This window comes from Streptomyces sp. NPDC041796 (assembly GCF_055590785.1).
On sequence record NZ_JBVJAH010000037.1, the window covers coordinates 1 to 26,779 of the forward strand.

Consider the following 26,779-nt stretch of genomic DNA (forward strand, 5'->3'; position numbering starts at 1 on the left):
ATCGCGGGCCGGTCCAGCTGACACCGCCAGGGCACAGCCGACGACCACGGTGCCGGGGGGGGGGGGGGGGGGGGGGGGGGGGGGGTCGGGGGGGGGGGGGGGGGGGGGGGGGGGGGGGGGGGGGGGGGGGGCGGGGGCCCCCCCCCCCCCCCCCCCAGCACGTCACGTCACCGTTACCGACCATTCAGACACGCTTGCGACGCTCGCTCAATGAAGCCCGCCGTGTCCGCGGCCCGCTCCGACGCGCTTGACCAGCCCATCGCGCGGAAGAATGGTGCCATGAGCCAGCAGCCCGCCGAGGTCCAGGTCCCGCAGTCCCAGCCGTCCGTCGGTTCCATAGCCGCGCACCGGCCGCACACGGTGGCGCACGCCCCCGTGTCCGACCTGGCGCGGGATCTCGACGCCGATCTCGACTCGTACGAGGAGGACGGGACGGGCGCAGAGCTTCCGGCCGGCCGCTTCCTGGACCGGGAGCGGAGCTGGCTGGCGTTCAACGAACGGGTGCTGGAACTCGCCGAGGACCCGTCGACCCCGCTCCTCGAACGAGCGAACTTCCTCGCGATCTTCGCCTCCAACCTGGACGAGTTCTTCATGGTCCGGGTGGCCGGTCTCAAGCGCCGTATCGCCACCGGCGTGGCCACCCGGTCCGCGTCCGGACTCCAGCCCCGCGAGGTCCTGGACCTGATCTGGACCCGGTCGCGGGAGCTCATGGCCCGGCACGCGGCCTGCTTCCAGCAGGACATCGCCCCCGCCCTGGCCGACGAGGGCATCCACCTCATCCGCTGGCCCGAGCTGACCGAGAAGGAGCAGGCGCGGCTCTTCACCCTGTTCCGCCAGCAGATCTTCCCGGTCCTCACCCCGCTCGCCGTCGACCCCGCGCACCCCTTCCCGTACATCTCCGGCCTCTCCCTCAACCTGGCCGTCGTCGTCCGCAACCCCGTCAGCGGCCACCGCCACTTCGCGCGCGTGAAGGTCCCGCCGCTGCTCTCCCGGTTCCTGGAGGCCTCCCCGCAGCGCTACGTCCCGCTGGAGGACGTCATCGCCGCGCACCTGGAGGAGCTGTTCCCGGGCATGGAGGTGCTGGCGCACCACATGTTCCGGGTGACCCGCAACGAGGACCTGGAAGTCGAGGAGGACGACGCCGAGAACCTGCTCCAGGCCCTGGAGAAGGAGCTCATGCGGCGCCGCTTCGGCCCGCCGGTGCGCCTGGAGGTGGAGGAGTCCATCGACCCGTACGTCCTCGACCTCCTCGTCCGCGAGCTGAAGGTCTCCGACGCCGAGGTCTACCCGCTGCCCGGACCGCTGGACCTGACGGGCCTGTTCGGGATCTCCGCCCTGGACCGGCCGGAACTGAAGTACCCCAAGTTCGTCGCCGGGACCCACCGCGACCTCGCCGAGGTCGAGTCGGCCTCCGCCCCCGACATCTTCGCCGCACTGCGCGAACGGGACGTCCTGCTCCACCACCCGTACGACTCCTTCTCCACCTCCGTCCAGGCCTTCCTGGAGCAGGCCGCCGGCGACCCCGACGTCCTGGCCATCAAGCAGACGCTGTACCGCACCTCCGGCGACTCCCCGATAGTCGACGCCCTCATCGACGCGGCCGAGTCCGGCAAGCAGGTCCTCGTCCTCGTCGAGATCAAGGCCCGCTTCGACGAACAGGCCAACATCAAATGGGCCCGCAAGCTGGAGGAGGCGGGCTGCCACGTCGTGTACGGGCTCGTCGGCCTGAAGACCCACTGCAAGCTGTCGCTCGTCGTCCGCCAGGAGGGCGACACCCTGCGCCGCTACAGCCACGTCGGCACCGGCAACTACCACCCCAAGACGGCCCGCCTGTACGAGGACCTGGGCCTGCTCACCGCCGACCCGCAGGTCGGCGCCGACCTGTCCGACCTGTTCAACCGGCTGTCGGGCTACTCCCGCCGCGAGACCTACCGCCGTCTCCTCGTCGCGCCCAAGTCGCTGCGCGACGGCCTGATCTCCCGGATCAACAAGGAGATCGTCCACCACCGCGCGGGCCGGCCCGCCTACGTCCGCATCAAGGTCAACTCGATGGTCGACGAGGCCGTCATCGACGCCTGCTACCGCGCCTCGCAGGCGGGCGTGCCGGTGGACATCTGGGTGCGCGGCATCTGTGCCGTACGCCCGGGAGTGACCGGCCTGTCGGAGAACATCCGGGTCCGCTCGATCCTCGGACGGTTCCTGGAACACTCCCGGATCTTCGCGTTCGGGAACGGCGGCGAGCCCGAAGTGTGGTTCGGCAGCGCCGACATGATGCACCGTAACCTCGACCGCCGCATAGAGGCCCTGGTGCGGGTCTCCGACCCGTCCCACCGGGCGGCCCTCAACCGGCTGCTGGACACCGGCATGGCCGACACCACCTCGTCCTGGCACCTCGGACCGGACGGGGACTGGACGCGGCACGCGGCGGACCACGACGGCCAGCCACTGCGGCACGTCCAGGAGATGCTGATCGACGCGCGGAGGCGCCGACGTGCACAACCCTGACCACATCCCGGCCGGTTCCGCCGGCGCGATCCTCTCGCCCTACCTCCACGCCCGGGCGGCGGACTTCCTCCGCAGCCTCCGGCTCCACACCGAGTCGGGCGCGGACACGGCGGGCGCCGAGGAGGCCGCCCGGGGGCTGCGGGCGGCCGCCCGCCGCATCAGCGGCACGCTGCACACCTTCCGGCCGCTGCTGGACGCCGCCTGGGCCGACCAACTGCGCACCGAACTCGCCTGGCTGTCCGGCACCCTGGCGGCCGAGCACGCCTGTACGTCGCGGCTCGTCCGGCTCGTCGACGCGCTCGCCCGGCTGTCGGGCGGTACGGCGACCGTCCCCGCCCCCAGGAGCGGCGGATCCGGGGCCGAAGCCCTGGCCGTGGGCGCCGCACGGGCGGGGGCACTGCTGGAGCGGCAGCTCACCCTGGCCAGGACCCGCGCCCACTCGGCCGCGCTCCAGGCGCTGGGCTCGTCCCGGTTCCACGCGGTCGCCGACGCGGTCGCGCTGCTGGCCTCGGAGGTGCCGCTGGGCCCCGCCGCCACCGCGCCGGCCTCCGAGGTGCTCGGCCCGCCCGCGGAGGTCGTCGAGCGGCGCCTGCTGGACGCGGTGGCCGCCCTGCCGATGGCCCCGGCCGTGGGCGGTGAGCAGCTCGACGGGCCCTGGCACCAGGCGCGGCTCCTGCTGCGGCTGCACCGGTACGCGGGCGAGGTGCGGGGCGCGGAGCCCGTGCTGTACGAGGCCGGCCGGGCGCTGGACCGCCACCGGGACGCCGCGGAGGCGGCGGGTGCCGCCGCGACCGCCGCGCGTACGCCGCGCATCGCGCCCGCGACGGCGTACGCGCTCGGGGTGCTGCACGCGGACCAGCGGCACGAGGTGGAGGCGGCGCGGCACGCCTTCCAGCGCGCCTGGCGGCGCACGGCGGTGACGACGTGATCCGCGCGGCGGGCTGTGTGCTGTGGCGCCGCTCCCCCTCGGGCGACGGGATCGAACTGGCGGTGATCCACCGCCGCAAGCACGGGGACTGGTCACTGCCCAAGGGAAAGCTGGAGCCCGGCGAGGACTCCCGGCGGGCTGCGGTCCGGGAAGTGCGGGAGGAGACCGGCATGACCTGCGCGCTCGGCGCGGAACTGCCGACCGCCCGGTACGAGGTCCGCGGCCGCCCCAAGGAGGTCCGCTACTGGGCCGCCGAGGCCACGGGCGGTTCTTTCGTCCGCAACCACGAGGTGGACGACCTGGTCTGGCTGACCCCCGAAGCCGCCCGCGCGCGCCTGACCTACGACAAGGACAAGGCCCTCGTCTCCGCGTTCCTGGCCACCAGAACGTCACACTGACCACCTGGCGCGTCGCCCGCGGGCGCGGTGCGGCGCCTGCCGGCGCGGTGCGGTGCCCGCCTGCCGGCGGGGTGCTTCGCCCGCCGACGCGGTGCGGCGCCCGCCGACGCGGTGCCTGCCGGTGGGTGGGGGGTGCGGCCCCTCCGGGCTCACCTCCTCGAGGCCGGCGGCCTTGGGTGTCGGCGATGGGGAGCCCACCCGACGCCGCCAGCCTCTGCGGGGGCGACCCTGCACGGCCACACCCCGGTCGTACGCCGGGTGCGGGCCGGGTGTCCTGGGCAGGGTGCGTGCGGATGCGCGTGTTGCGCCGGGTGCGGGCGCGCTTTTCGTCGACCACGGCGAGGAGGGGCCGTGCAGGGTCGCCCCCGCTGGGGGTCCCCCCACGCCCCCCAGGGCGTAGGGGGACGATCGGCGGCGCGAGACGGTGAGGAGAGTGCTCGGGCACCCCGCCGACGGCGAGGAGGTGAGCCCGGAGGGGCCCCGACCCGGAACGCCGGCCGCAACCGAGAAGCCCCCGCCGGAAGGGCAACGCGTCCACCTCACACCCCCGGGTTACCTCCCGTCCACGGGCCCGCCCCCCGTGCGGGTGGTCCGGGCGCCGCCCCGGCGTACCGCTCGCACCGGCGCACGCCCCTGCGCCCGTGCCCGGACGGCGCCCCTCACCGGCTCCCAGCACACGGCCCCGCGCCCCGCAAGAGGCACCGCCGGACGGCGCCGCGCCGCCGGAGAATGAGCCGCGCCGCGCCTCACCACGGCTTCCGTCACGGTTCACCTGCCGTTCACTCTCCTCGGTCGGCCGCTTCACCTGTTCTGCCTAATTTCGGCCGTGCAAGGTGAACGGCGAAGCTCAGAGGTCGGAAGAGCGAGCCGCCCGCCATCCACTCCCCGACACACGCCGCCGCACTGCGTACACCGGACCGGCGGCTTCTGGAAGGAACACCCGAAAGTGAAGCTTCAGCGCAAGAACGGGCTTCGCGCCACCGCGCTCGGCGCCCTCGCCGTTTCCGGCGCCCTGGTCCTCACGGCGTGTGGTTCGGACGACAACACCGGCGCCTCCACCGGCGGCAAGAAGACCGGAGCCGCGTCGAACATCAAGTGCGAGGGCGCCAAGGGCCAGCTCCTGGCCTCCGGCTCCTCCGCGCAGAAGAACGCGATGGACCTGTGGGTCAAGAACTACATGGCCGCCTGCACCGGCGTGGAGATCAACTACAAGTCCTCCTCCTCCGGTGAGGGCATCGTCGCCTTCAACCAGGGCACCGTCGGGTTCGCCGGCTCCGACTCCGCGCTCAAGCCGGAAGAGGTCGCCGAGTCCAAGAAGATGTGCAAGGGCGGCCAGGGCATCAACCTCCCGATGGTCGGCGGCCCGATCGCGATCGGCTACAACGTGCCCGGCGTGAAGGACCTCGTCCTCGACGCCCCCACCATCGCCAAGATCTTCAACGACAAGATCAAGAAGTGGGACGACCCGGCGATCGCCAAGCTCAACCCGAACGCCAAGCTCCCGAGCACCGCCATCCAGGCCTTCCACCGCTCCGAGGACTCCGGCACCACGCAGAACCTCGGCAAGTACCTCGGCAAGGCCGCCAAGGCGGACTGGCCGTACGAGGCCGAGAAGAAGTGGCCCGCCCCCGGCGGTCAGGCCGCCTCCGGCTCCTCCGGCGTCGCCGCCCAGGTGAAGCAGGCCGAGGGCGCCATCGGCTACTTCGAGCTGAGCTACGCCACCTCCCAGAACATCCCGACCGTCCAGATCAACACCGGTGCCTCCGCCCCGGTCGCGGCCACCTCGGAGAACGCCTCCAAGGCCATCGCCGCCGCCAAGGTCAAGGGCACCGGCAAGGACCTGGCCCTGGAGCTGGACTACGCCACCAAGGCGGAGGGCGCGTACCCGATCGTCCTGGTGACCTACGAGGTCGTCTGCGACACCGGCAACAAGGCCGAGACCCTCGGCACGGTCAAGTCCTTCCTGACCTACACCGCCTCCGAGGAGGGCCAGAAGGTCCTCTCCGAGGCCGGCTACGCCCCGATCCCGGCCGAGATCAACGCCAAGGTCCGCGAGACCGTCAACGGCCTCTCGTAACCACCCGCAAGGGCCGGCCCGGCCGCTCGCCGGGCCGGCCTCCACCCCATCCGGTGCACCGCCGCCAGGGGAGCCGCACCGCGGACTTCCCCCACACAGACCGGAAAGACCATGGCTATAACGACTGACAACGCACCGGCTCCGCCGGTCGCCGGGAAGCCGGGCTCCACCTCCACCGGCCGCGCGGGCGACAAGATCTTCCTCGGCCTCTCCCGCGGCTCCGGCATCCTGCTCCTGGTGATCATGGCGTCGATCGCCGTGTTCCTCACCTACCGCGCCTCGCTCGCCCTCTCCCAGAACGAAGGCAACTTCCTCACCACCTTCGACTGGAACCCGGCCGGCGACCCGCCCGTCTTCGGCATCGCGGTCCTGCTCTTCGGCACGATCGTGAGCTCGGTCATCGCGATGGTGATCGCCGTCCCGATCGCCGTCGGCATCGCGCTGTTCATCTCGCACTACGCGCCCCGCAGGCTGGCCGCGCCCCTCGCGTACGTCGTCGATCTGCTGGCGGCCGTGCCGTCGATCATCTACGGCATCTGGGGCGCCCTCTTCCTCGTCCCGTACCTGGAGGGCCTGAACCTCTGGCTGGACCAGTTCCTGGGCTGGACCTACATCTTCGAGAAGACCGAGGTCGGCGTCGCCCGCTCACTGTTCACCGTCGGCATCCTGCTGGCCATCATGATCCTGCCGATCGTGACCAGCGTCAGCCGTGAGGTCTTCCTCCAGGTGCCGCGCATGAACGAGGAGGCCGCCCTGGCCCTCGGCGCGACCCGCTGGGAGGTCATCCGCCTCTCCGTGCTGCCCTTCGGCCGCTCCGGCGTCATCTCCGCCTCGATGCTGGGCCTCGGCCGCGCGCTCGGCGAGACGATGGCCGTCGCCACGGTCCTCTCCCCGAGCTTCGTGATCTCGCTCCACCTGCTCAACCCGGGCGGCGGTACGTTCGCCCAGAACATCGCCGCGAAGTTCGACGAGGCCAACGAGCTCGGGCGCGACGCCCTGATCGCCTCCGGTCTGGTGCTCTTCGTCCTCACCCTGCTGGTCAACGGCGCGGCCCGCCTGATCATCGCGCGCCGCAAGGAGTACTCGGGGGCGAACGCCTGATGAGCAATGTGATCCAGGACGCGAAGCCCACCCAGGCCGCCCCCGGCCCCAAGGGCAGTCTCAGCCAGCGCCGTATGCCGCGCTGGGCACCGGCCGGGTTCGCCGCCGTGTCCATCGCCCTCGGCATCGGCGTCGGCATCGCCACCGGCCTCGAGAGCCGCATCCAGTGGGGCCTGATCGCCGCGGCCCTGTTCGTCGTCGTCTCGTACATCGTGACCTCGGTCGTCGAGAACCAGCGCCAGGCCAAGGACCGGCTCGCCACCAGCGTCGTCTGGGTGTGCTTCGTCCTCGCCGTCGTACCGCTGCTGTCCCTGATCTGGGTGACGGTCAGCCGGGGCCTCAAGGTCCTCGACGGGTACTTCCTCACCCACTCGATGGCGGGCGTCCCCGGCTTCGAGGTCGGCGGCGGTGTCTACCACGCGCTGGTCGGCACGCTGCAGCAGGTCGGCCTCGCCACGCTCGTCTCCGCGCCGATCGGCCTGCTGACGGCCGTCTACCTCGTCGAGTACGGCAAGGGCGCGCTCGCCAAGGCCGTCACGTTCTTCGTCGACGTCATGACGGGCATCCCGTCGATCGTCGCCGGCCTGTTCATCCTCTCCATCATGCTGATCGCGGGCCTGGCACCGTCCGGCCTGATGGGCGCCCTGGCCCTGGCGATCCTGATGATCCCGGTCGTGGTGCGCTCCACGGAGGAGATGCTCAAGCTCGTCCCCAACGAGCTGCGCGAGGCCGCGCTCGCGCTCGGCGTACCGAAGTGGCGCGTCATCCTGAAGGTGGTCATCCCGACCGCGATCGGGGGTATCACCACTGGTGTGATGCTCGCGATCGCCCGCATCGCCGGTGAGACCGCCCCGATCATGCTGCTGGTCTTCGGCAGCCAGCTGATCAACACCAACCCCTTCGAAGGCGCCCAGTCCTCGCTCCCCTTCTACATCTGGGAGCAGTACAGGGTCGGCAGTGAGGCGTCGTACGACCGCGCCTGGGCCGCCGCCCTCGTCCTGATCGCCTTCGTCATGATCCTCAACCTGGTCGCCCGCGGCATCGCCCGCTGGAAGGCCCCGAAGACCGGCCGCTAAGGCCACCTGGAAGTGATTGAAATGGCCAAGCGAATCGACGTCAGCGGCCTCACCGCCTACTACGGCTCCCACAAGGCGATCGACGACATCTCCATGACCGTCGAGCCCCGCTCCGTGACGGCCTTCATCGGCCCGTCCGGCTGCGGCAAGTCCACCTTCCTGCGCACCCTGAACCGCATGCACGAGGTCACCCCCGGTGGCCGCGTCGAGGGCAAGGTGATGCTGGACGACGAGAACCTGTACGGCTCGAACGTCGACCCTGTCGCCGTGCGCCGCACGGTCGGCATGGTCTTCCAGCGCCCGAACCCCTTCCCCACGATGTCGATCTTCGACAATGTCGCGGCGGGGCTGCGTCTGAACGCCAAGTACAAGAAGGCCGAGCTCGCCGAGGTCGTCGAGCGCTCCCTCAAGGGCGCGAACCTCTGGAACGAGGTCAAGGACCGCCTCAACAAGCCGGGCTCCGGCCTCTCCGGCGGCCAGCAGCAGCGCCTGTGCATCGCCCGCGCGATCGCGGTCGAGCCGGACGTCCTGCTGATGGACGAGCCCTGCTCGGCGCTCGACCCGATCTCCACGCTCGCCATCGAGGACCTGATCAGCGAGCTGAAGGAACGGTTCACGATCGTCATCGTGACCCACAACATGCAGCAGGCGGCCCGCGTCTCCGACCGCACGGCCTTCTTCAACCTGGCCGCGGTCGGCCAGCCGGGCAAGCTGGTCGAGATCGACGACACGGAGCGCATCTTCTCCAACCCGTCGGTCCAGGCCACCGAGGACTACATCTCAGGCCGGTTCGGATAACCACGAGCCGCCCCCCGCGTCCTGCGGTGCTGCATGGCGGTGCCACCGCAAGACGAAGGGCCCGCCCCCTCTCCCAGGGGGGCGGGCCCATCCGTTCGTGCTCCGTCAGCCGAAGAACAACTGCACCACGAAGAAGCTCGCCGCCGCGACCAGCGCCGCCGCCGGCATGGTGATGAACCAGCCGAGGATGATGTTCTTCGCGACGCCCCACCGCACCGCGTTCACCCGCTTCGTCGCGCCCACGCCCATGATCGCCGACGTGATGACGTGCGTCGTCGAGATCGGCGCGTGGAAGATGAACGCCGAGCCGAACATGATCGACGCGCCCGTCGTCTCCGCGGCGAAGCCCTGCGGCGGGTCCAGCTCGATGATCTTGCGGCCCAGGGTGCGCATGATGCGCCAGCCGCCCGCGTACGTACCCAGCGACAGCATCACCGCGCACGCGACCTTCACCCACACCGGGATCGGGTCGCCGGCCTGCTCCACGTCGGCGATGACCAGGGCCATCACCACGATGCCCATGGTCTTCTGGGCGTCCTGGAGACCGTGACCGAGCGCCATGCCGGCCGCCGACACCGTCTGGGCGATACGGAAGCCACGCTTGGCCTTGTGCGGGTTGGCCTTGCGGAAGATCCACATGATCAGGCACATGACCAGGTAGCCGGCGATCAGACCGACGACCGGCGAGATGAACATCGGGATGACGACCTTGTCGAGGACGCCGCCCCAGATGACCTCCGTGCCACCGGCGAGCGCCGCGCCCACCATGCCGCCGAACAGCGCGTGCGAGGACGACGACGGCAGACCGAAGTACCAGGTGATCAGGTTCCACACGATCGCGCCGACCAGCGCCGCGAACAGGATGCCCATGCCGCGCTGGCCCTCGGGCGTCTGGATCAGGCCCTCGCTCACGGTCTTGGCCACGCCGCTGCCGAGGAAGGCACCGGCGAGGTTCATCACCGCCGCCATCGCGAGCGCCGCGCGCGGGGTCAGCGCCCGGGTGGAGACGGACGTGGCGATGGCGTTCGCCGAGTCGTGGAAGCCGTTCGTATATGTGAAGCCGAGCGCGACACCAATGGTCACGACCAGTGCGAAGGTGTCCACGAAGCTCAGGACTCCTTGACCGCGATGGTCTCCACCGTGTTGGCCACGTGCTCGAACGCGTCGGCGGCCTCTTCCAGCACGTCCACGATCTGCTTCAGCTTGAGCACCTCGATGGCGTCGTACTTGCCGTTGAAGAGGTGGGCGAGCAGCTTGCGGTGGATCTGGTCGGCCTGGTTCTCCAGCCGGTTGACCTCGATCCAGTACTCGGTGAGGTTGTCCATCGTGCGCAGGTGCGGCATGGCTTCGGCGGTCAGCTCGGCGGCCCGCGCCAGCACCTCGATCTGCTGCTCGACACCCTTCGGCAGCTCCTCCACGTTGTAGAGGACGACGAGGTCGACGGCCTCCTCCATGAAGTCCATGATGTCGTCGAGCGACGACGCGAGGTTGTAGATGTCCTCGCGGTCGAACGGCGTGATGAAGGAGGAGTTGAGCTGGTGGAAGATCGCGTGGGTCGCGTCGTCGCCCGCGTGCTCCGCTGCCCGCATACGCTCCGCGATCTCGGCCCGGGCGGAGGAATCCGCTCCGAGCAGTTCCATCAGGAGCTTGGAGCCCGTGACGATGTTGTCCGCGGACGCGGAGAACATGTCGTAGAAGCTCGTCTCCCTGGGGGTCAGACGAAATCGCACGTGGGGTCCTCTAGGTGCATGGGTTTCGGTCAGGCTGATGCTAGGCGCATCATCCGGCCACGGCTAACCGGCGTTCTTCAGTGTCGCCCATCAGGCACAGTGAACAGAACCGGCCCCCGGCACCTTCGGCGAAGGATCGGTACCATATACCCGCGAGGGGTATATAAACCCCTATGGACAACGGGAGGACGCGATGACGACCACCGAGGCGGCCGGCCTTCCGGTCACGGAACCCGACAGCGGCCCGGCGACGGACCACGACCACGGCGTGCACGGGTACCACAAGCAGAAGAGCGAGCACCTCAAGCGTCTGCGCCGCATCGAGGGCCAGATCCGGGGCCTCCAGCGCATGGTCGACGAGGACGTCTACTGCATCGACATACTCACCCAGGTCTCCGCGTCCACCAAGGCCCTGCAGTCCTTCGCCCTCCAGCTCCTCGAGGAGCACCTGCGCCACTGCGTCGCCGACGCCGCCGTCAAGGGCGGTGACGAGATCGACGCGAAGGTCGAGGAGGCGACGAAGGCCATCGCCCGCATGATGAGGACCTGACCCCGAGCGGCCCGAGGGGGTCCGAGGGGTCCGCGCGGTTCACCGGGGCGCGGCCGGCCCGCCGCGCCCCTCGGGTATCACCTTCAGCACCTCGTCGATGAGGTCCGCGCTCAGCCGCTCCCCGTCCGCGGCCGACGCCGCGATCATCAACTCACCGCACAGCTCGATCTCGGCGAGGGCCACGTGGTCCTGGACTGTCGTCGGAGTGGGCGGGGCCACGCGCATCACCTCTTCCTGCCGGTGTCGGCTTCCTAGCGTAGGGAGCGCGACACGCACCGCGCATGGCACGTCCGGACCATTCTTGCGATGGTCAGGCCCTGACCTTCCCCGCGTAGATGTCCTTCCGCGGCGGCAGCTTCACGGCCACGGGGACGCCGAAGTCGTACAGCAGCGTCGTCGAGGCGACGGCGACCGTACGCCCCTGATTGGCGAAGCTGAACTGGTGGCGCACCTTGCGCAGCCGCCCCTCGCGGTCCAGGTACGCGTCGAACGGCACCGCGTCCTTGGCGAACCCTTTCGCCGCCGCCGCGAGCGCCCCGCGCACCTGTGGCGAGGCCGCCCGCGCCGCCCGCCCCAGGTCGCTGACGCCGCGATAGTGGACGACCGGCACGCCCGCGAGCTCCTCCTCGCCGACGTAACTCACGTCCTGGGCGCCGCGCAGCAGCTCGGCGGCGGCCGCGGGATCGGTCGCCCCGCCGGTGACGAGGTTGCCGTCCTCCAGGGTGGTGGTGTCGACCCGGACCCACTTGTCGGCGGGGACGCCGGCGCCGCGGTTCTTCATGTAGAGCGCGCCCGGCGCGAGGAGCTCGGTGATCGGGCGGTGCCCGTCGGTACCGGCGGGATCCTCGGGCAGGACGACCTTCAGCTCCCCGTGCCGCTCGACGAAGTCGTACGCGCCCTCGCCCCGGATGGTGACCCGCGTCCCGCCGGTCGCCATCTCCATGGACGTACGCGCCTTCGACGTGCCCGCCCGGGTCAGTGCGTCGGGGGCCTCGCGCACCGCGTCCGCGGGGTCCGCACCGGGCGAGGCGTCCGCCGCCCCGGAACACCCGGTGATCATCGCGCCGACCACGGCACTCACCACGGCGGCCGCGACGGCGAACGCGCCGCTCCTGCGCCTCTGCTGCACCACCATCGCCTGCCAACCCCCAACACTGTGCCGCCGGCCTGCCCGAGACCCCCACTCGCCCCGAATAACGACCGCACGGGCGCACCGTCACGCCGGTACCGTGGAGCTGTGCACGCGCATCACCAGACGCCCGCCGTCCCGGACGTCGGAAGCATTCACAACGCCACGACCACCGAGCGGGGTTCGTTCACCCTCGCCCGCTGCACCTGCGGCTGGGCGGGGCCCGCGAGGCGCTCACGGGACCGGGCACGCCTGGACGCGGCGGCGCACATGGCGACGCCACCGGAAGACACCGCTTAGGGCAGCAGCGGCCTAGGCGGCCAGGTCGTTCTCGTCGGCGTCCGTGGCGGAACCGGAGCCGAGCCGGGGGTCGGCGATGTCCAGCGTCTCGTGCCGCTCCCGCGCGGGGGCCCTGCGCGACCGTACGAGCCGTCCCAGCCGCCCGGCACGGGCCACCGCCGACACCAGCGGGGTCAGGAGCGCGAGGGCGACCGGGGCGAGGAGCAGCGCCACCGCCGTACCGAGGGCGAATCCGCCCACGACGTCCGTCGGGTAGTGCACGCCCATGTAGACGCGGCAGAAGCCCTCGACGAGGGCGAGGCCGATCGCGGCGAGACCGAAGCGGCGGTTGGCGACGAAGACCCCGACACCGATGGCCATCGCCATGGTCGCGTGATCGCTGACGAACGAGAAGTCGGTCTTCCCGTCCACCAGCACTTCCAGCCCCTGGTGATCGTTGAACGGCCGTGGCCGCTCCACGAAGCCGCGGATCGGGATGTTGACCAGGAGGGCGACACCGGCGGCGAGCGGGGCCCAGATCAGACCGGCGACGGCGGCGACGGAGTCCTCCGCGCTTCCGCGCCGGCGCACGCTCCACCAGCACCAGAGCACGACCAGCACCATCGCCAGCATGATCCCGTACTCGCCGGTGAACTCCATGACGCGGTCGAACCACGAAGGGGCGTCCTTCGCCAGGCCGTTGATGTCGTAGAGCAGGCCGACATCGGGGTTCGAACCGTCCGATGCGAGTCCAGCCATCTGCCGCGGCCCCTTGCCTTGTGTCACCTGGTCAGTGTCGTCGTCTGGTGAGTGTCGTCATCGTCAGTCCAGGGAACGCCCCGCAGGAGGGGTACGTTCCACTCTCCACGGAACGATCACGATGACGTTATCGAAGAGTGATACGTACGCGCAGCTCAGGGGCGCTCCGTGGGCAGCGCTTTCGCGCCATCCTCCGTGACGCGGGTGGCGCCGAAGTAGTCGGGGGTGTCGATCTTGTCGAACCGGATGACGGCCCCGGTGTACGGGGCGTTGATCATGTATCCGCCACCCACGTACAGCCCCACGTGACGGATGGCGCGCGAATCGTTCAAGTCATCCGAGAAGAAAACGAGATCGCCCGGCAGCAGCTCGTCCCGCGACGGGTGCGGACCGGCGTTGTACTGGTCGTTGGCGACGCGCGGCAGTTCGATCCCCACCGTCCGGTACGCGGCCTGCGTCAGCCCCGAGCAGTCGAACCGCCCCTGCTGCTCCGGCGTGCCGTTGCCGCCCCACAGATAGGGCGTGCCGAGCTTCTTCTGCGCGAAGTAGATCGCCCCGGCCGCCTGCCGCGACGGCTCCACGCGCCCGACGGGCCGGGCGAAGCTCTTCTCCAGGGAGCGGATGATCCGGACGTAGTTCTGCGTCTCGCTGATGCCGGGCACCCCGCCGGCCTTTATCACCCGGTACGCGCCCGCGTTGTAGGCGGCGAGCATGTTGTTCGTCCGGTCGCCGGGCACGTTCTTCACGTACCCCGCCAACTCGCAGTCGTACGAGGCGGCCGACGGGATGGCGTCCGCCGGGTCCCAGATGTCCCGGTCGCCGTCCTTGTCGCCGTCGATGCCGTGCGTGGCCCACGTGCCGGGGATGAACTGCGCGATGCCGCGCGCGTCGGCGTGGCTCACCGCCTTCGGGTTCCACCCGCTCTCCTGGTACAGCTGCGCGGCAAGCAGGGCGGGGTTGATGGCGGGGCACAGGTTCCCCCACTTCTGCACCAGCGGCTGGTACGCGGCGGGCACGGCGCCCTTCGCCAGCCCGACCGCCCCGTGGAGGGCGCCCCCGGCCCCGCCGAGCAGTCCGGCGGCGGCGGAGTACGTCCCGACGACGAGCAGCCCGACGAAGCTCAGGCACGCCCCGAGGGAGACCCCGGCGACCAGCCACGCCTTACGCACCGTCAACCACCCCTCACGACATGGCAGTCCACCGGTCGTCAGTGTAGGTGGCGGGTCACCCTTTCAGGGGGCGATCCGGCCCGTTATGGCTTGCGCCCGACGCCCGCGTACATGGCGACCGGGTCCGCCGGGGCGTCGGGGCGCCAGAGGGAGCAGGGGACGACACCGGGCTCGAGGAGGTCGAGGCCGTCGAAGTAGCGGGTGATGGCCTCGGGGCTGCGCTGGGTGAGCCTGGGCGTGCCGTGCTCGTTCCAGAAGGCGACCGCCGCGTCCACGTCCGGCATGGCGGGATGGACGACCGTGTGGGAGAGGACGAGGTGGCTGCCGGGCGCCAGGGCGTCCATGAGGCGGCGGACGACGTCGTACGACTCGGCGTCGTCCTCGACGAAGATGACGACGCCGAGCAGCATCAGCGCGACCGGCCGGTCCAGGTCGAGGGTCTTGGCGGCCGCCTCCAGGATGGCGCCGACGTCACGGAGGTCGGCGTCCAGGTAGTCCGTGCGGCCCTCGGGAGTGCCGACGAGGAGCGCGCGGGCGTGGGCGAGGACGAGCGGGTCGTTGTCGACGTACACGACCCGGGCGTCCGGGGAGACCCGCTGGGCGACCTCGTGGGTGTTGTCGGCGCTCGGCAGGCCGGTGCCGATGTCCAGGAACTGGCGGATGCCCTCCTCCGCCGCCAGGTGCCGCACGGCCCGCCCGAGGAAGAGCCGGTCGGCGCGGGCGTACTCGCCGATGCCGGGGTGGAGCTGCCGGATCCGGTCGCCGGCCTCCCTGTCGACGGGGTAGTTGTCCTTGCCGCCGGTCCAGTAGTTCCAGATGCGGGCGGTGTGGGGGCGGGTGGTGTCGATCCTCGATTCGATGTCGGTCACGACACCAACGTAGGCGCGAAGGCCTTACGCGGCAGGCTTCTTCAGCACCTCGACGAGACTGGAGGAACTGTCCGCCCCGTGCCCGGCGGCCACGCCGCGCCGGAAGATGTCGAGGAGGGCTGCGGGGAGCGTGCTGTCGACGCCCGCGGCCGTGGCGGTGTGGAGGACGTGCTCGACACTGGCCACCCCCATGGTGAGCCGGTCGTCGTCGCCGCTGTGGTCACCGGCGTCGATGCGGGGCGTGTAGACCTCCAGGAACGGCCCGAGGTTCAGGGCGTCGACGGCGAAGGGCAGGATGTCGGCGGCCTTCAGGCCGTGGGCGCCGGCCATGGCGACGGCTTGCCAATAGCTCGTCAGGGCGGTCCAGAACATGGTCATGTTGAGCTGGTAGAGCAGCGCCGCCGTGCCCGGGTCCTCGCCCCGGTAGTCGGCCGCCGTCAGGACCTCCAGGGTGTCGCGGTGGGCGTCGAACGCCTCGCGCGGCCCGCTGTAGAAGGTGGACGTGGTGGTGGGGTCGCCGATCCCGGCGGGCGGCGTCAGGACCCCTCCGGTGAGCTGCGTGGCGCCCCGTTCGGCCGCCCAGGCGGCGGCCGCGCGCGCCTTGTCGGGCGTGTCGGAGCTGAGGTTCACCAGTACGCGGCCGGCGAGGGCCGCGGGGTCGGCGTCGCCCAGTACGGCGTACATCGCGTCGTAGTCGGTGAGGCTCAGCACCACCGGCTCGGCGGCGGTCAGGGCCTCCTCGACGGTGCCCGCGAGGTGGGCGCCGCGCGCGACGAGGGTGTCGGCGCGGGAGGCGGTGCGGTTCCAGACGGTGACGCGGTGGCCGCGGGCGAGGTACGCGCTCGCCATGGCGTGGCCCATGGGGCCGAGGCCGATGACGGTGACGGGGGCGGGGGCGGTGCTGGACATGGGATCTCCTGCGACTAGAACGAACGCTCTATCCAGAGCACGGGCCCGACCGTAGCACAGCTCTAGAACGAACGCTCTACTCAATGGCTCGGTAGGATCGCCCCATGCAGACCAGCACCCTTGGCACCCGCGACCGGATCGTCGTCGCCGCCGCCCGCCTCGTACAGCGGCAGGGATACGTCGGCACCGGCATCAAGCAGATCGCCAAGGAGGCCGGCGCCACCCTCGGCTCCGTCTACCACTTCTTCCCGGGCGGGAAGGAGGCCGTGGCCGTCGCCGCCCTCAAGCACAGCGACGAGGAGTTCGCGGCGATCCTGCGCGAGGCACTGGACAGCGAGGACGACCCGGCCGCTGCCGTCGACGCCTGCGCCCGCCTGCTCGCCGGGGAACTGCGCGCATCGGGCTGGATCGACGGCTGCCCGGTCACGGCCACCGCCCTGGAGACACTCGGCACCGACTCCGAGATCCAGCAGGTGTGCGCCGACGCGTTCCGGAACTGGGAGAACCTGGTCGCCGACAAGCTGCTGCGCGCCGGCCTCGAGCGGACCGACGCCCGCGAACTGGCCGGCACGGTCATCAGCACCCTGGAGGGCGCCGAGGTGACGGCTCAGGTCGCCCGCAGCGAGGAGCCCCTCCTCGCCGCCGGCCGGCAGCTGTCCCGGCTGGTGGCCACGTACCTCTGACCCCCAAGAGTGCACAAACGACAGTCATTGCCCGGAGTCACCCTCCGTGATACACAGAGTGACGATACGCGTACTCGCACACCCCCGATTCGCCGCCTTCGCAGGTCAGGACACCCGGACCGGTCAAAGGTGCGGGGATCGGGTAAAGAGACCAGCCAAGTCGGCGCACATGGGCGGTTTCATCAGCGAAGATAGTGCGGTGACCCGTGCCATGGGGCAGGGGTGTCGAACTACCCAACAGGGGCGGTGAGTTACATGTACCTGGCGGCCGAAAAAGGCGACATCACCACCATCATTGGCGGAATCGCCCCCAACTGGGGGCCCTTCGGGAGCCTGGGGAACGAGGCCCGCGTGATGATCGAGGTGGTGATGGCCGTGGCCATCCTGCTGTGCCTCGGCATCGCGATCTGGGGAGCGGCCAAACAGCGCATCGGCGCGACGGCGCTCCGGGACACGTTCAGCGCCGAACAGGGCAAGGGGCTGATCGTGGCGGGCCTGACCGGGGTCTTCATCATCGGATCACTGGGCACGCTGTTCACCATCGTCTACGGGATGGCCGTATAACCCTCCGTCAACCGCTGCACCCCCGGCTCTCCCCTTGAGGCACGTCCACCTGATGTCCAGTCACCATCCAGATCAGCAACCGGTTGAGGGGGCGTACCCGTCATGAGCCTCGGCGACGAGCAGGACGGCGCCAGCAACACGGGAGTCGGCGGTACGGGCCAGACCCGTACCCGCCTGCCCGACAGCGGCGCCGGCGACGTCTACGGCGGCGTCTACGGCGGCGCCCGCCGCCCGGCCCGCAACTCCCGGTCGCTGATCACGGTGGTGGGCGTGGTGGTGCTGCTGATCGCCGCCATCGCCTTCGCGAACAGAAGCGGCGACGGCGACGACGCCCCCTCGGACGCCTCGGCCAACCGGGACGCCGCCCCGACCGCCGCGACGGGCGTCAAACCGGTGACGGGCAAGAACGGCACGATCCCGTCGGGCTACGCCCACGACGAGCAGGGGGCGCAGAGCGCGGCGGCGAATTACGCGGTGGCGCTCGTCTCCGCCGACATTCTGAAGCCCGACCGCCGTCGGGACATCGTGCGGCGGGTATTCGTCCCCGGCAGGGTCAGCGCGCTCGAGGCCAGCCTGGACAAGGCTTACAACAAGCCGTTTCTGGAGAAGGTCGGCCTGGATGCCAACGGCAACGCGGCACCGGGCATGACGTACGTCTCCCGCACCGCGCCGGTGGGCACCAAAGTTACCGACCTGTCAGCGGACGTGGCGACCGTGGAGGTGTGGTGCACCGGCGTGTTCGGCACCGCCGGAGTCGGCTCCACCAGCCCAGTGACGAACGACTGGTTCACCATGACGCTGAATATGCGCTGGTCGAGCGGTGACTGGAAAGTCGAGAGCTTCTCCCAGAAGGAGGGCCCGGCCCCCGTCAACGCCGACCGCACGGCCTCCGATGCCGACGAGATCGCCAAGGCCGTGACGGAATTCGGAGGGTTCACCTATGCCCGGTAGCCCTCGCGCGATGCGCACCGCCTCGGTTCTGGGTGCCGTACCCGCGGCGCTGATCCTGCTGGCGTCCGGCGCGCATGCGGCACCCACGCCGTCGCCGTCACCGTCGTCGCCCAACAACGAAGACTGCAACTTCATCGTCGGCCCGGCCCGCGACCTGTGCGAAACAGGCGACCCCGCCTCCGGGGCCCGTACCAACCCCGCCGACCCCACCACCGCCCTCGACCCGCTCGCGTCCCTCGCGCGGGGCTGCGCGGACGCCGCCGCGTGGATCGTGGGCAAGCTCAGCGAGGCCGTGAAGAGCACCGCCGAGGTGGACTTCACCAACCCCAAGTTCCTCCAGCAGTACGCCGTCGTCTTCGCCGCCTCCACCGTCCTGACCCTCGTCCTGTGGCTCCTCGCCGTCGCCAAGCGCGCCATCCGGGGCGTGCCGCTCGCGACGGCGGTCTCCGAGGCCATCGGGTTCCTGTGGCTGACGGTGCTCGCGTCCGCGTTCACGCCGCTCATCCTCTACACCGTCGTCTCCGCGACCGACGGCATCACCGAGGTGATCGCCAGCGGCAGCGGCGGGCAGACGGACGCGTTCTTCGGGACGTTCGCCGAGGCGCTCAAGAAGGGCGAGGGCATCGGCGGCGGGCCGATCATGCTGATCGTCGTGTCGCTCGTGTCGATCCTCGCGGCCGGCATCCTGTGGCTGGAGCTCGTCATCCGCGCCGCCCTGCTCTACGTCGGCGCGCTGCTCGGCACCGTCGTCTACGCGGGGCTGGTCGACAAGAACATGTGGGGCCACGTCCGCCGCTGGGCCGGGATCATGATCGCGGTGATCCTGGTGAAGCCGGTCATCGTCATCGTCCTCGGCCTCGCCGGGGCGCTCTCCTCCGACGAGGGCCCCAACGCCTTCTCGGCCGTCGTCTCCGGCCTCGCCATCATCCTGCTCGCCATCTTCGCCTCCGCGATGATCTACCGCTTCGTCCCCGGCTTCGGCGACGAGATCGCCTCCGCCCGTACGAACCGCAAGCAGGCCACCGACGGCTCCCAGGCCGCCGCGGTCATCTCCTCGCCCGCCGCGCTCGTCTCCCAGGGCATCAAGACCCACAGCAGCCGCAACCACCAGCGCGGTGGCGGCGGCAACGCCCAGCCGGCGAACGCCGTGTCCGGCGGCGTCGCCGCCCACAGCTCCCGCAACCAACCGTCCGGGAGCTCCGGCGGCGGGGCCGGCGGCGGATCTGTCCCCTCCGCCGCACCCCCGCCCCGGAGCCCCGGTACCAGCGGCACGCCGCACTCCCACCGTAAGAGCAACACAGGCACAGGCAGCAGCACAGGAAACACAGGAGGTGGAGGGCGTTGACGACCCAGTCCCAACCGATCACGCCCCGCCGCACGTATCTCATCGGCCGGGCCCGGCCGAACGCGATCGTCGGCAAGAACCGCGAGACCGGCGAGATCGCGCTGATCATCGCCGGCGCGTTCCTCGGCATGATGAGCGGGCTGCTGGTCCCCGTCCTGTCCCTGCGGATCGTGACGCTCATGGGCTTCCCCATGCTCGCGCTCGCCGCCGTGTACGTCCCGTACAAGGGGCGCACCTTCTACAAGTGGTTCGAGATCAACCGCAGCTACAAGCGCACCCTCCGCCAGGGCACCACCTACCGCTCCACCGCCATGGAGGCGGGCACCAAGCTCGACGGCCGTGAGATCGAGGTCGGCCCGCCGCCCGGCATCGGCCGCATCAACTGGCTCTCGGCACCCTTCGGGCCCGACGAGATCGCCGTCCTCCTCCACGCCGACCGCCGTACCGTCACCGCCGCCATCGAGATCGAGGGCCCGGGCGTCGGCCTGCGCGACAGCGAGGACCAGGAAGCTCTGGTGGACCGTTTCGGCACCCTCCTCAAGCACGTGGCCAACGGCGACGGTTTCGTGACCCGCCTCCAGATGCTGGCCCGCACCCTCCCCGCCGACCCCGACGCCCACGCCAAGGACGTCGCCCAGCGCGGCGACCCGAACGCCCCGGGCTGGCTCCGCGACTCCTACGAGCAGCTCCAGTCCATGGTGTCGACGTCCAGCGAGCAGCACCGCGCGTACCTCGTGGCCTGCATGCACTACACCCGCGAACTGGCCGCGGAGGCGCACGCCATGGCCCGCGCCGCCCGCCAGGCCACCGGCGTCCGCAAGCTCGACAAGGACGCCGGCCTCGCGGTCGTCATGGCCCGCGAGCTGACCGACATCTGCGCCCGCCTCGCGGAGGCCGACATCCGCGTACGCCAGCCGCTCGGCCAGTCCCGGCTCGCCTCCCTCGTGCACTCCATGTACGACCCGGACCACCCCATCGACCACATCCAGGCGATGACGAAACGAAACGCTTGGCCCGCCGAGCTGGACGCCGTCGAGCCGACGTACCTCCAGGCGAAGACGAGGGAGTCGTCGACCCGCGCGCCCTGGTGCCACGCCACCGCGTGGGTCAAGGAGTGGCCGATGACGCCCGTCGGGGTCAACTTCCTCGCGCCCCTCCTCGTCCACACCCCCGACGTCATCCGCACCGTCGCCGTCTGCATGGACCTGGAGCCCACCGAGGTTGCCATCGAGCGCATGCTGACCGAGAAGACCAACGACGAGGCGGAGGCCAGCCGTGCCGCCAAGATGAACCGCACCGTCGACCCGCGTGACATCGCCGCCCACGGCCGGCTCGACCAGCGGGGTGAAGATCTCGCCAGCGGCGCGGCCGGAGTGAATCTCGTCGGGTACATCACTGTGTCGTCTCGTACGCCCGAAGCCCTGGCCAGGGACAAGCGGACGATCAGGGCCTCGGCCGGCAAGTCGTATCTGAAGCTGGAGTGGTGCGACCGCGAGCACCACCGGGCCTTTGTGAACACGTTGCCGTTCGCGACCGGCATCCGCCGTTAGGGGCGCCTGATTCTGATGCGAGATCCGCTGTCAGCCCTCACCGAGGCCTTCACCTCCTTCCTCTTCGGGAAGGTCGAGACGACCCGGCTTCCCGTCCGTACGTCGACGGGCCAGGCCCAGGCCGTCTACCTGCCGACCGCAGCGCCCGGTCTCGGCGACTCCGGCGTGATCATCGGGCGCGAGGTGTACAGCGGCAAGGGGTACATCTACGACCCGTTCCAGCTCTACGGGCAGCAGCTCCCCGCCCCGCACTGGCTGGTGCTCGGCGAGTCCGGCAACGGCAAGTCGGCCCTGGAGAAGACGTACGTCCTGCGCCAGCTCCGCTTCCGCGACCGCCAGGTCGTCGTCCTCGACGCCCAGGGCGAGGACGGGGTCGGCGAGTGGAACCTCATCGCGCAGGAGCTGGGAATAACTCCCATCCGCCTCGACCCGATGGCCGCCCTCGACGGCGGTATCCGGCTCAACCCCCTCGACCCGTCGATCACCACCACCGGCCAGCTCGCGCTGCTCCGGACGATCATCGAGGTCGCGATGGGCCACGGCCTGGACGAGCGGTCCGGCTTCGCCCTCAAGGTCGCGCACGCGTACGTCAACGAGACCATCACCGACCGGCAGCCCGTCCTCACCGACATCGTCGAGCAGCTCCGCCACCCGGAGCCCGAGTCGGCGGCCGCGATGAACGTCGACATAGACGACGTACGGGCCTGGGGCCTGGACGTCGCCCTCGTCCTGGACCGGCTGGTCGACGGTGACCTGCGGGGCATGTTCGACGGGCCGACGACGGTCGGGATCGACCTCGACGCGCCGCTGATCGTCTTCGACCTCTCCCACATCGACCGCAACTCCATCGCCATGCCCATCCTGATGGCGATCGTCGGCGTGTGGCTGGAGCACACCTGGATCCGCCCCGACCGCAAGAAGCGCATCTTCCTGGTGGAGGAGGCGTGGCACATCATCAACAGCCCGTTCGTGGCACAGCTCTTCCAGCGGCTGCTGAAGTTCGGACGGCGGCTCGGCCTGTCCTTCGTGGCCGTGGTGCACCACCTGAGCGACGTCGTGGACGGGGCGGCGGCGCGGGAGGCCGCGGCGATCCTGAAGATGGCGTCCACCCGGACGATCTACGCGCAGAAGGCCGACGAGGCCAGAGCGACCGGCCGGGTGCTCGGACTGCCCCGCTGGGCGGTGGAGATCATCCCCACGCTCACGCCGGGTATCGCGGTGTGGGACGTCAACGGCAATGTGCAGGTGGTCAAGCACCTGGTCACCGAGGCGGAGCGCCCGCTGGTCTACACGGACCGGGCGATGACGGAATCGTCCGTACCCGACGACATCCAGGCCGCGGAATGGGAGGCGGAGCAGCGCGCGGCCCTGATCGAGCAGCAGATGAACGAGTCCTCTCAGTCGACGGTGGCGTGACATGGACCGCAGGAACGAGGAACGGGGCATCCCCGACGGCCTGCTGGTGGGGCTGCTGGGTTTCCTGCTGGGCGTGACGCTGCTGGTGTGGACGGCGACCGGCCTCGCCGGGCTGTTCGCGCACGGGGCGTGGCCCGACGGGGTGACGTTCTCCCAGGCCCCTGCCGCGATAAGGAGCCTGGTCTCCCAGCCCCAGGACCTGGCCGGGGCGTGGCCGGCCACCCCGGCCGGGCAGCTTTCGGGGTACGGGCTGTTCTGGGGCCTGTTCATCAGCGAGCTGCTCGTACTGGTGGTGCTGGCCGTCTTCGTGCTCGGGACCCTGGCCCGCTGGCGTGCGGTACGCGCGCGTACCGCGACAGGGGCGGCGGCCGTACGGCGGGGCCCGCGGGTCCCGGTGCAGGCACCGGCCCCGGCCGACCCCGCCCATCCGGCCCCCGATCCGGTACGGCAGGACGCGCCCGTCACCACTCCGCCGACGGCACACGGACAGGCACCCGCCCCAGCGTCCGCGTCCGCGTACGCACCCACGCAGTCAGCCACCGCATCCGCGTCCGCACCCGTACCCGCCTCGGCGCCCGTGTCCGCAACCCCCGGCGCGCCCAACCCTGCGCCCGCCCCCGCCGCCGTACCCGAAGCGGCCCCCGCCCCCCGTCTCCTCTACGGCGCCGCCACCGCCCGCCGCCCCGTCGCCCGCCAGGCCGTCGAGGACGCCGACGGCCCCGTCCTGGTCGTCACCTCCGACCCGGCCCTGTGGGCCGACACCAAGGACGCCCGCGCCAAGCTCGGACCCGTCCTGGTCTACGACCCCGGCCACCTGTGCGACACACCCGCCCGGCTGCACTGGTCGCCCACCCATGGCTGCGAGGACACCGGCACCGCGACCGCACGCGCCGCCGCGCTCCTCGCACCCGTACGCCCCAGGGCCCGGATGGACGCCGCCGTCGCCGACACCGCCGAAACGCTCCTCCGTTGCTGGCTGCACGCGGCGGCCGTCGACGGGCGCCCCTTCAAGCAGGTCCAGCGCTGGGCACAGAACAACGGCGCCCATGAACCCGTACGGATACTCCGTACGCACCCCAAGGCGACGAACAGCCACGCCGGCCTGCTCGAATCGGCGCTCACCGCGTACCCGGAACGGCGTGAGGTGGCTCAGGAGTTGACGGTACGGGCGCTGTCGGCGCTGTCCTCGGTCCACATCCGCGAAGCCTGCACGGCGAATCGAACTGATTCCCTGGCACTGGAATCATTCGTCGCCGAAGGGGGCACCCTTTATGTGGTGGGTGAACCGATCGAAGACCCGAGGACCCGCCCGGGCGCGATGCCCTTGCTGACCGCGCTCGCCTCAGACGTGGTCGAGCACGGCCGCCGCATGGCCGCACGGTCATCCGACGGTCGGCTCGACCCACCACTCACGCTCGTCCTCGACGACGTCGCGGCCGTGGCGCCCCTCCCCGATCTGCCCGGCCTGCTGACGAACGGTCAGGACATCGGTCTTCCCACGCACGTCCTGCTCCGCTCCGCCGAGCAGGGCCGCGCCCGCTGGCCGGACCGGCCCCTCACCCCGTGACGGGCCGCCGCACCTCGTACTCCACCTCCAGCGCCCCGCTCGGGTCGCCCTCCAGCGGCACGCTGACCCCGGACGGCACGAACCCGGCCTTGCGGTAGAACGCCGCCGCCCGCGCGTTCCGCTCGTGCACATAGAGCCGTACGCGCTGCACGGGCGCCCCGCCCAGCGACCAGGACCACTCCACGGCCGCCCGGAACAGCGCGTCCGCCAGCCCCGCGCCGCGCGCCTCGGGCCGTACGTACACCCCGACCACGTGCGTCTGGTCGACCACCGGCGCCTCGCCGAACCGGACGTCCCCGCCCGCCCGTTCCACCAGCACGGTGACCGTGCCGTCCCAGGACCCGTCCGGCGCCTCGGCCACGAACTGGTGGGCGGTGTCGCTGTCCTCGGCCACCCCGGCGGTCCGCTCCCGCCAGTGCTCGTCGGGCCGGGCGACAGCGGCCTCGTACGTGTCGAGGAAGGCCAGGGGCGCGGCGGGGTCCCTCAGGGCGGCGAGCCGGATGTCGCGGGCCTTGCGCCACTCATCGGCGCGGACGGGACGTATCACGTGTTCCATGACCCGATCCTGACGTCGTCACCCCCGCCCGGCAACGCATTTCAGCCCCGCGGGCGGCGGCTTCGGCCCGCCTGCGGGCAGCAGCCCCCTCAGGGCCGCGTCCACCCCCGGTACTACGCCCCACGCCCGCCTCCCGTCCCCGGTCGGACGCCCGCCCGCGCCCGGCTCCGTAGCGTCGACGACATGATCCGCGCCCATGAACTGACCAAGCGGTACGGCGGCCGAACCGTCGTCCAGGACCTGAGCTTCACCGTCAAGCCCGGTACCGTCGCCGGCTTCCTCGGGCCGAACGGCGCCGGAAAGTCCACCACCATGCGCATGCTGCTCGGCCTCGACGCCCCGACCCGGGGCCGCGCCACCATCGGCGGACACGCCTACGCCACCCACTGCGCGCCCCTCACCGAGGTCGGCGCGCTGCTGGAGGCCCGCTCGATCCACCCGGGCCGCACCGCCTTCCACCACCTCATGGCGCTGGCCCACACCCACGGCATCCCACGCGCTCGTGTCACCGAGGTGCTGGCCATGACCGGTCTGACCGACGTGGCCCACAAGCGCGTCAAGGGCTTCAGCCTCGGCATGGGCCAGCGCCTCGGTATCGCCTCCGCCCTCCTCGCCGACCCCGCCACCGTCATCCTCGACGAACCGGTCAACGGCCTCGACCCGGACGGTGTCCTGTGGATCCGTACGCTCCTCAAGTCGCTGGCCGCCGAGGGCCGTACGGTCCTCGTCTCCTCCCACCTCATGAGCGAGATGGCCCTGACCGCCGACCATCTGATCGTCATCGGCCGGGGCCGCCTGCTCGCGGACACGACCGTCGCCGATCTCGTACGGCACAAGGGCACGACGAGCGTCAAGGTGGTCACGCCACGGGCCCACGAACTGCGCACCCTCCTCGTCGCGGCGCCCGGCGTCGAGCTGACCTCCGACGCCCCCGACACCCTCCTCGTCCGCGGCACGGAGGCCTCGCACATCGGTGGCGTCGCCGCCGCCCACGCCATACCCCTCCACGAACTGACACCACAAACCGCCTCCTTGGAGCAGGCCTTCATGGACCTCACCCGCCACGCGGTGGCATACACGGGAGCAGCGGCATGACGACCACCACGTACGCGGTGACCCCGGTCCGCGTCCTTCGCTCCGAGTGGCACAAATTGTGGACACTGCGCTCGACATGGATCACCGCTCTCGCCACGAGCACCGTGGTCCTCGGCGTCGGCCTGATCACGGGCGTCACCTACACATCCGGCGGTGACGACGCGGACATCGACACGGTCGTCCTCGTCCTCTACGGCACGATGCTGGCCCAGATCTGCCTCGCGGTCCTCGGCGTCCTCGTCACAGCGGGCGAGTACGCGACAGGAATGATCCGCGCCTCGCTCACCGCCGTCCCCCGCCGCACGCCCGTCCTGTGGGCCAAGGCGTCGGTCTTCGCGGTCACGGTGTACGTCCTCAGCCTCACCACCGCCGTGGTCACCTTCCTCACGACGCAGCTCTTCCTCGCCGGCACCGACCAGGCGGCTTCCCTCACCGACCCGGGCGTGCTCCGCACCATCGCGGGAAACTCCGCGGGCCTCACCCTCGTCAGCCTGATCGCCCTCGGCTCCGCCACCCCGCTCCCCGGCGCGGCCGCCCCGGGCGCTGCGCTGCTCGCCCTGTGCCTGTGGGCGGGCGCGTCCCTCCCATGTGGGCCGCATTCTCGCCAAGACGGGTGCGCGAGACCGCGTTCAGGCGGTCATCCTGGCGTACGGCACCCGGCTGGTCAGCCCTTCCTGAAAGGCCCGTGAACGCAAAAATGCCTCAGTCCCCGGACACTAAAGTCCGGGGACTGAGGCTAAAAATTGTTCGGCGGCGTCCTACTCTCCCACAGGGT

27 protein-coding genes are annotated in these 26,779 nt (G+C 71.0%); 18 read left to right on the plus strand and 9 right to left on the minus strand.

The features are described from left to right. Positions 1–279 precede the first annotated feature (279 nt). The 7 genes from ACZ6C1_RS36525 to pstB all read left to right on the plus strand — a co-directional run bounded on the left by ACZ6C1_RS36525 (position 280) and on the right by pstB (position 8,883). Positions 280–2,505 carry an RNA degradosome polyphosphate kinase gene (locus tag ACZ6C1_RS36525; RefSeq protein WP_469247343.1) on the plus strand — a complete coding sequence of 742 codons (2,226 nt, stop codon included), beginning with the start codon at positions 280–282 and terminating at the stop codon, positions 2,503–2,505. Next, on the plus strand, positions 2,492–3,433 hold the full coding sequence (locus ACZ6C1_RS36530; protein WP_469247347.1) for a CHAD domain-containing protein: 942 nt from the start codon (positions 2,492–2,494) through the stop codon (positions 3,431–3,433). Before ACZ6C1_RS36525 ends, ACZ6C1_RS36530 begins: the two co-directional genes overlap by 14 nt. Beyond that, a complete protein-coding gene (locus tag ACZ6C1_RS36535; protein WP_469247349.1) occupies positions 3,430–3,831 on the plus strand; it encodes an NUDIX hydrolase in 402 nt (133 codons plus the stop codon). The genes ACZ6C1_RS36530 and ACZ6C1_RS36535 overlap by 4 nt, the downstream gene beginning before the upstream one ends. A gap of 946 nt (positions 3,832–4,777) precedes the next feature. Then, complete coding sequence (pstS, locus tag ACZ6C1_RS36540; protein ID WP_469247351.1) at positions 4,778–5,908, plus strand: phosphate ABC transporter substrate-binding protein PstS; 1,131 nt, start codon at positions 4,778–4,780, stop codon at positions 5,906–5,908. Positions 5,909–6,019: 111 nt separating this feature from the next. Then, the gene (gene pstC, locus ACZ6C1_RS36545) at positions 6,020–7,009 is read left to right on the plus strand and encodes a phosphate ABC transporter permease subunit PstC (protein WP_469247353.1); all 990 of its coding nucleotides are present in this window, start codon (positions 6,020–6,022) and stop codon (positions 7,007–7,009) included. After that, positions 7,009–8,085 carry a phosphate ABC transporter permease PstA gene (pstA, locus tag ACZ6C1_RS36550; RefSeq protein ID WP_469247354.1) on the plus strand — a complete coding sequence of 359 codons (1,077 nt, stop codon included), beginning with the start codon at positions 7,009–7,011 and terminating at the stop codon, positions 8,083–8,085. Before pstC ends, pstA begins: the two co-directional genes overlap by 1 nt. 21 nt (positions 8,086–8,106) lie before the next feature. Further along, positions 8,107–8,883 carry a phosphate ABC transporter ATP-binding protein PstB gene (gene pstB, locus ACZ6C1_RS36555; protein ID WP_469247355.1) on the plus strand — a complete coding sequence of 259 codons (777 nt, stop codon included), beginning with the start codon at positions 8,107–8,109 and terminating at the stop codon, positions 8,881–8,883. Positions 8,884–8,988: 105 nt separating this feature from the next. On the opposite strand, the gene ACZ6C1_RS36560 is transcribed toward pstB, so the two are convergent. Then, the gene (locus ACZ6C1_RS36560) at positions 8,989–9,987 is read right to left on the minus strand and encodes an inorganic phosphate transporter (protein WP_469247356.1); all 999 of its coding nucleotides are present in this window, start codon (positions 9,985–9,987) and stop codon (positions 8,989–8,991) included. Between the two features lie 5 nt (positions 9,988–9,992). Then, positions 9,993–10,613, minus strand: a complete 621-nt coding sequence (locus ACZ6C1_RS36565; protein WP_073757147.1) for a DUF47 domain-containing protein — start codon at positions 10,611–10,613, stop codon at positions 9,993–9,995. 193 nt (positions 10,614–10,806) lie between these two features. Here ACZ6C1_RS36565 and ACZ6C1_RS36570 point away from each other — a divergent pair, with 193 nt between their 5' ends. After that, positions 10,807–11,163 carry a metal-sensitive transcriptional regulator gene (locus ACZ6C1_RS36570; protein WP_469247357.1) on the plus strand — a complete coding sequence of 119 codons (357 nt, stop codon included), beginning with the start codon at positions 10,807–10,809 and terminating at the stop codon, positions 11,161–11,163. A gap of 39 nt (positions 11,164–11,202) precedes the next feature. On the opposite strand, the gene ACZ6C1_RS36575 is transcribed toward ACZ6C1_RS36570, so the two are convergent. Together ACZ6C1_RS36575 and ACZ6C1_RS36580 are read right to left on the minus strand one after the other, a co-directional pair. Continuing rightward, positions 11,203–11,388, minus strand: a complete 186-nt coding sequence (locus tag ACZ6C1_RS36575; protein WP_469247358.1) for a hypothetical protein — start codon at positions 11,386–11,388, stop codon at positions 11,203–11,205. An 85-nt stretch (positions 11,389–11,473) separates the two neighbouring features. Next, positions 11,474–12,298, minus strand: coding sequence for an SCO4651 family lipoprotein (locus ACZ6C1_RS36580; RefSeq protein ID WP_469247359.1), 825 nt, complete (start codon positions 12,296–12,298; stop codon positions 11,474–11,476). A 102-nt stretch (positions 12,299–12,400) separates the two neighbouring features. Here ACZ6C1_RS36580 and ACZ6C1_RS36585 point away from each other — a divergent pair, with 102 nt between their 5' ends. Then, positions 12,401–12,592 carry a hypothetical protein gene (locus tag ACZ6C1_RS36585; RefSeq protein WP_469247360.1) on the plus strand — a complete coding sequence of 64 codons (192 nt, stop codon included), beginning with the start codon at positions 12,401–12,403 and terminating at the stop codon, positions 12,590–12,592. Positions 12,593–12,604: 12 nt separating this feature from the next. Here the strand turns inward: ACZ6C1_RS36585 and ACZ6C1_RS36590 are convergent, their stop codons facing one another. The 4 genes from ACZ6C1_RS36590 to ACZ6C1_RS36605 form a co-directional block, all read right to left on the minus strand. Further along, positions 12,605–13,330, minus strand: coding sequence for a phosphatase PAP2 family protein (locus ACZ6C1_RS36590; protein WP_469247361.1), 726 nt, complete (start codon positions 13,328–13,330; stop codon positions 12,605–12,607). A 155-nt stretch (positions 13,331–13,485) separates the two neighbouring features. Then, a complete protein-coding gene (locus ACZ6C1_RS36595) occupies positions 13,486–14,499 on the minus strand; it encodes a C40 family peptidase (RefSeq protein WP_469247362.1) in 1,014 nt (337 codons plus the stop codon). Between the two features lie 83 nt (positions 14,500–14,582). Then, positions 14,583–15,368, minus strand: coding sequence for an SAM-dependent methyltransferase (locus ACZ6C1_RS36600; protein WP_469247363.1), 786 nt, complete (start codon positions 15,366–15,368; stop codon positions 14,583–14,585). 24 nt (positions 15,369–15,392) lie between these two features. Continuing rightward, the gene (locus tag ACZ6C1_RS36605; RefSeq protein ID WP_469247364.1) at positions 15,393–16,277 is read right to left on the minus strand and encodes an NAD(P)-dependent oxidoreductase; all 885 of its coding nucleotides are present in this window, start codon (positions 16,275–16,277) and stop codon (positions 15,393–15,395) included. Between the two features lie 104 nt (positions 16,278–16,381). On the opposite strand from ACZ6C1_RS36605, the gene ACZ6C1_RS36610 reads away from it, so the two are divergent. The 7 genes from ACZ6C1_RS36610 to ACZ6C1_RS36640 all read left to right on the plus strand — a co-directional run bounded on the left by ACZ6C1_RS36610 (position 16,382) and on the right by ACZ6C1_RS36640 (position 24,353). Next, positions 16,382–16,960, plus strand: a complete 579-nt coding sequence (locus ACZ6C1_RS36610) for a TetR/AcrR family transcriptional regulator (RefSeq protein ID WP_469247365.1) — start codon at positions 16,382–16,384, stop codon at positions 16,958–16,960. A gap of 255 nt (positions 16,961–17,215) precedes the next feature. Beyond that, positions 17,216–17,524 (plus strand): hypothetical protein, encoded by a 309-nt coding sequence (locus ACZ6C1_RS36615; RefSeq protein WP_017945892.1) that lies wholly within the window; start codon positions 17,216–17,218, stop codon positions 17,522–17,524. A gap of 102 nt (positions 17,525–17,626) precedes the next feature. Further along, complete coding sequence (locus tag ACZ6C1_RS36620; RefSeq protein ID WP_469247366.1) at positions 17,627–18,475, plus strand: DUF8175 domain-containg protein; 849 nt, start codon at positions 17,627–17,629, stop codon at positions 18,473–18,475. A 10-nt stretch (positions 18,476–18,485) separates the two neighbouring features. Next, positions 18,486–19,820 (plus strand): hypothetical protein, encoded by a 1,335-nt coding sequence (locus ACZ6C1_RS36625; protein WP_469247367.1) that lies wholly within the window; start codon positions 18,486–18,488, stop codon positions 19,818–19,820. Beyond that, positions 19,817–21,370: an SCO6880 family protein gene (locus tag ACZ6C1_RS36630; protein WP_469247368.1), complete on the plus strand. Its 1,554-nt coding sequence runs from the start codon at positions 19,817–19,819 to the stop codon at positions 21,368–21,370. Before ACZ6C1_RS36625 ends, ACZ6C1_RS36630 begins: the two co-directional genes overlap by 4 nt. Positions 21,371–21,385: 15 nt before the next feature. Then, positions 21,386–22,786, plus strand: a complete 1,401-nt coding sequence (locus ACZ6C1_RS36635) for an ATP-binding protein (RefSeq protein WP_469247369.1) — start codon at positions 21,386–21,388, stop codon at positions 22,784–22,786. Position 22,787: 1 nt separating this feature from the next. Further along, positions 22,788–24,353: a type IV secretory system conjugative DNA transfer family protein gene (locus ACZ6C1_RS36640; protein ID WP_469247371.1), complete on the plus strand. Its 1,566-nt coding sequence runs from the start codon at positions 22,788–22,790 to the stop codon at positions 24,351–24,353. Here ACZ6C1_RS36640 and ACZ6C1_RS36645 read toward each other — a convergent pair. Further along, positions 24,343–24,909: a GNAT family N-acetyltransferase gene (locus ACZ6C1_RS36645; RefSeq protein ID WP_469247373.1), complete on the minus strand. Its 567-nt coding sequence runs from the start codon at positions 24,907–24,909 to the stop codon at positions 24,343–24,345. The two genes, ACZ6C1_RS36640 and ACZ6C1_RS36645, sit on opposite strands and share 11 nt — an antisense overlap. A 183-nt stretch (positions 24,910–25,092) precedes the next feature. On the opposite strand from ACZ6C1_RS36645, the gene ACZ6C1_RS36650 reads away from it, so the two are divergent. After that, entirely contained in the window at positions 25,093–26,004 is a 912-nt protein-coding gene (locus ACZ6C1_RS36650) for an ATP-binding cassette domain-containing protein (RefSeq protein ID WP_469247375.1), read from the plus strand. After that, the gene (locus ACZ6C1_RS36655; RefSeq protein WP_469247376.1) at positions 26,001–26,693 is read left to right on the plus strand and encodes an ABC transporter permease; all 693 of its coding nucleotides are present in this window, start codon (positions 26,001–26,003) and stop codon (positions 26,691–26,693) included. Before ACZ6C1_RS36650 ends, ACZ6C1_RS36655 begins: the two co-directional genes overlap by 4 nt. The last annotated feature ends 86 nt before the right edge of the window (positions 26,694–26,779 follow it).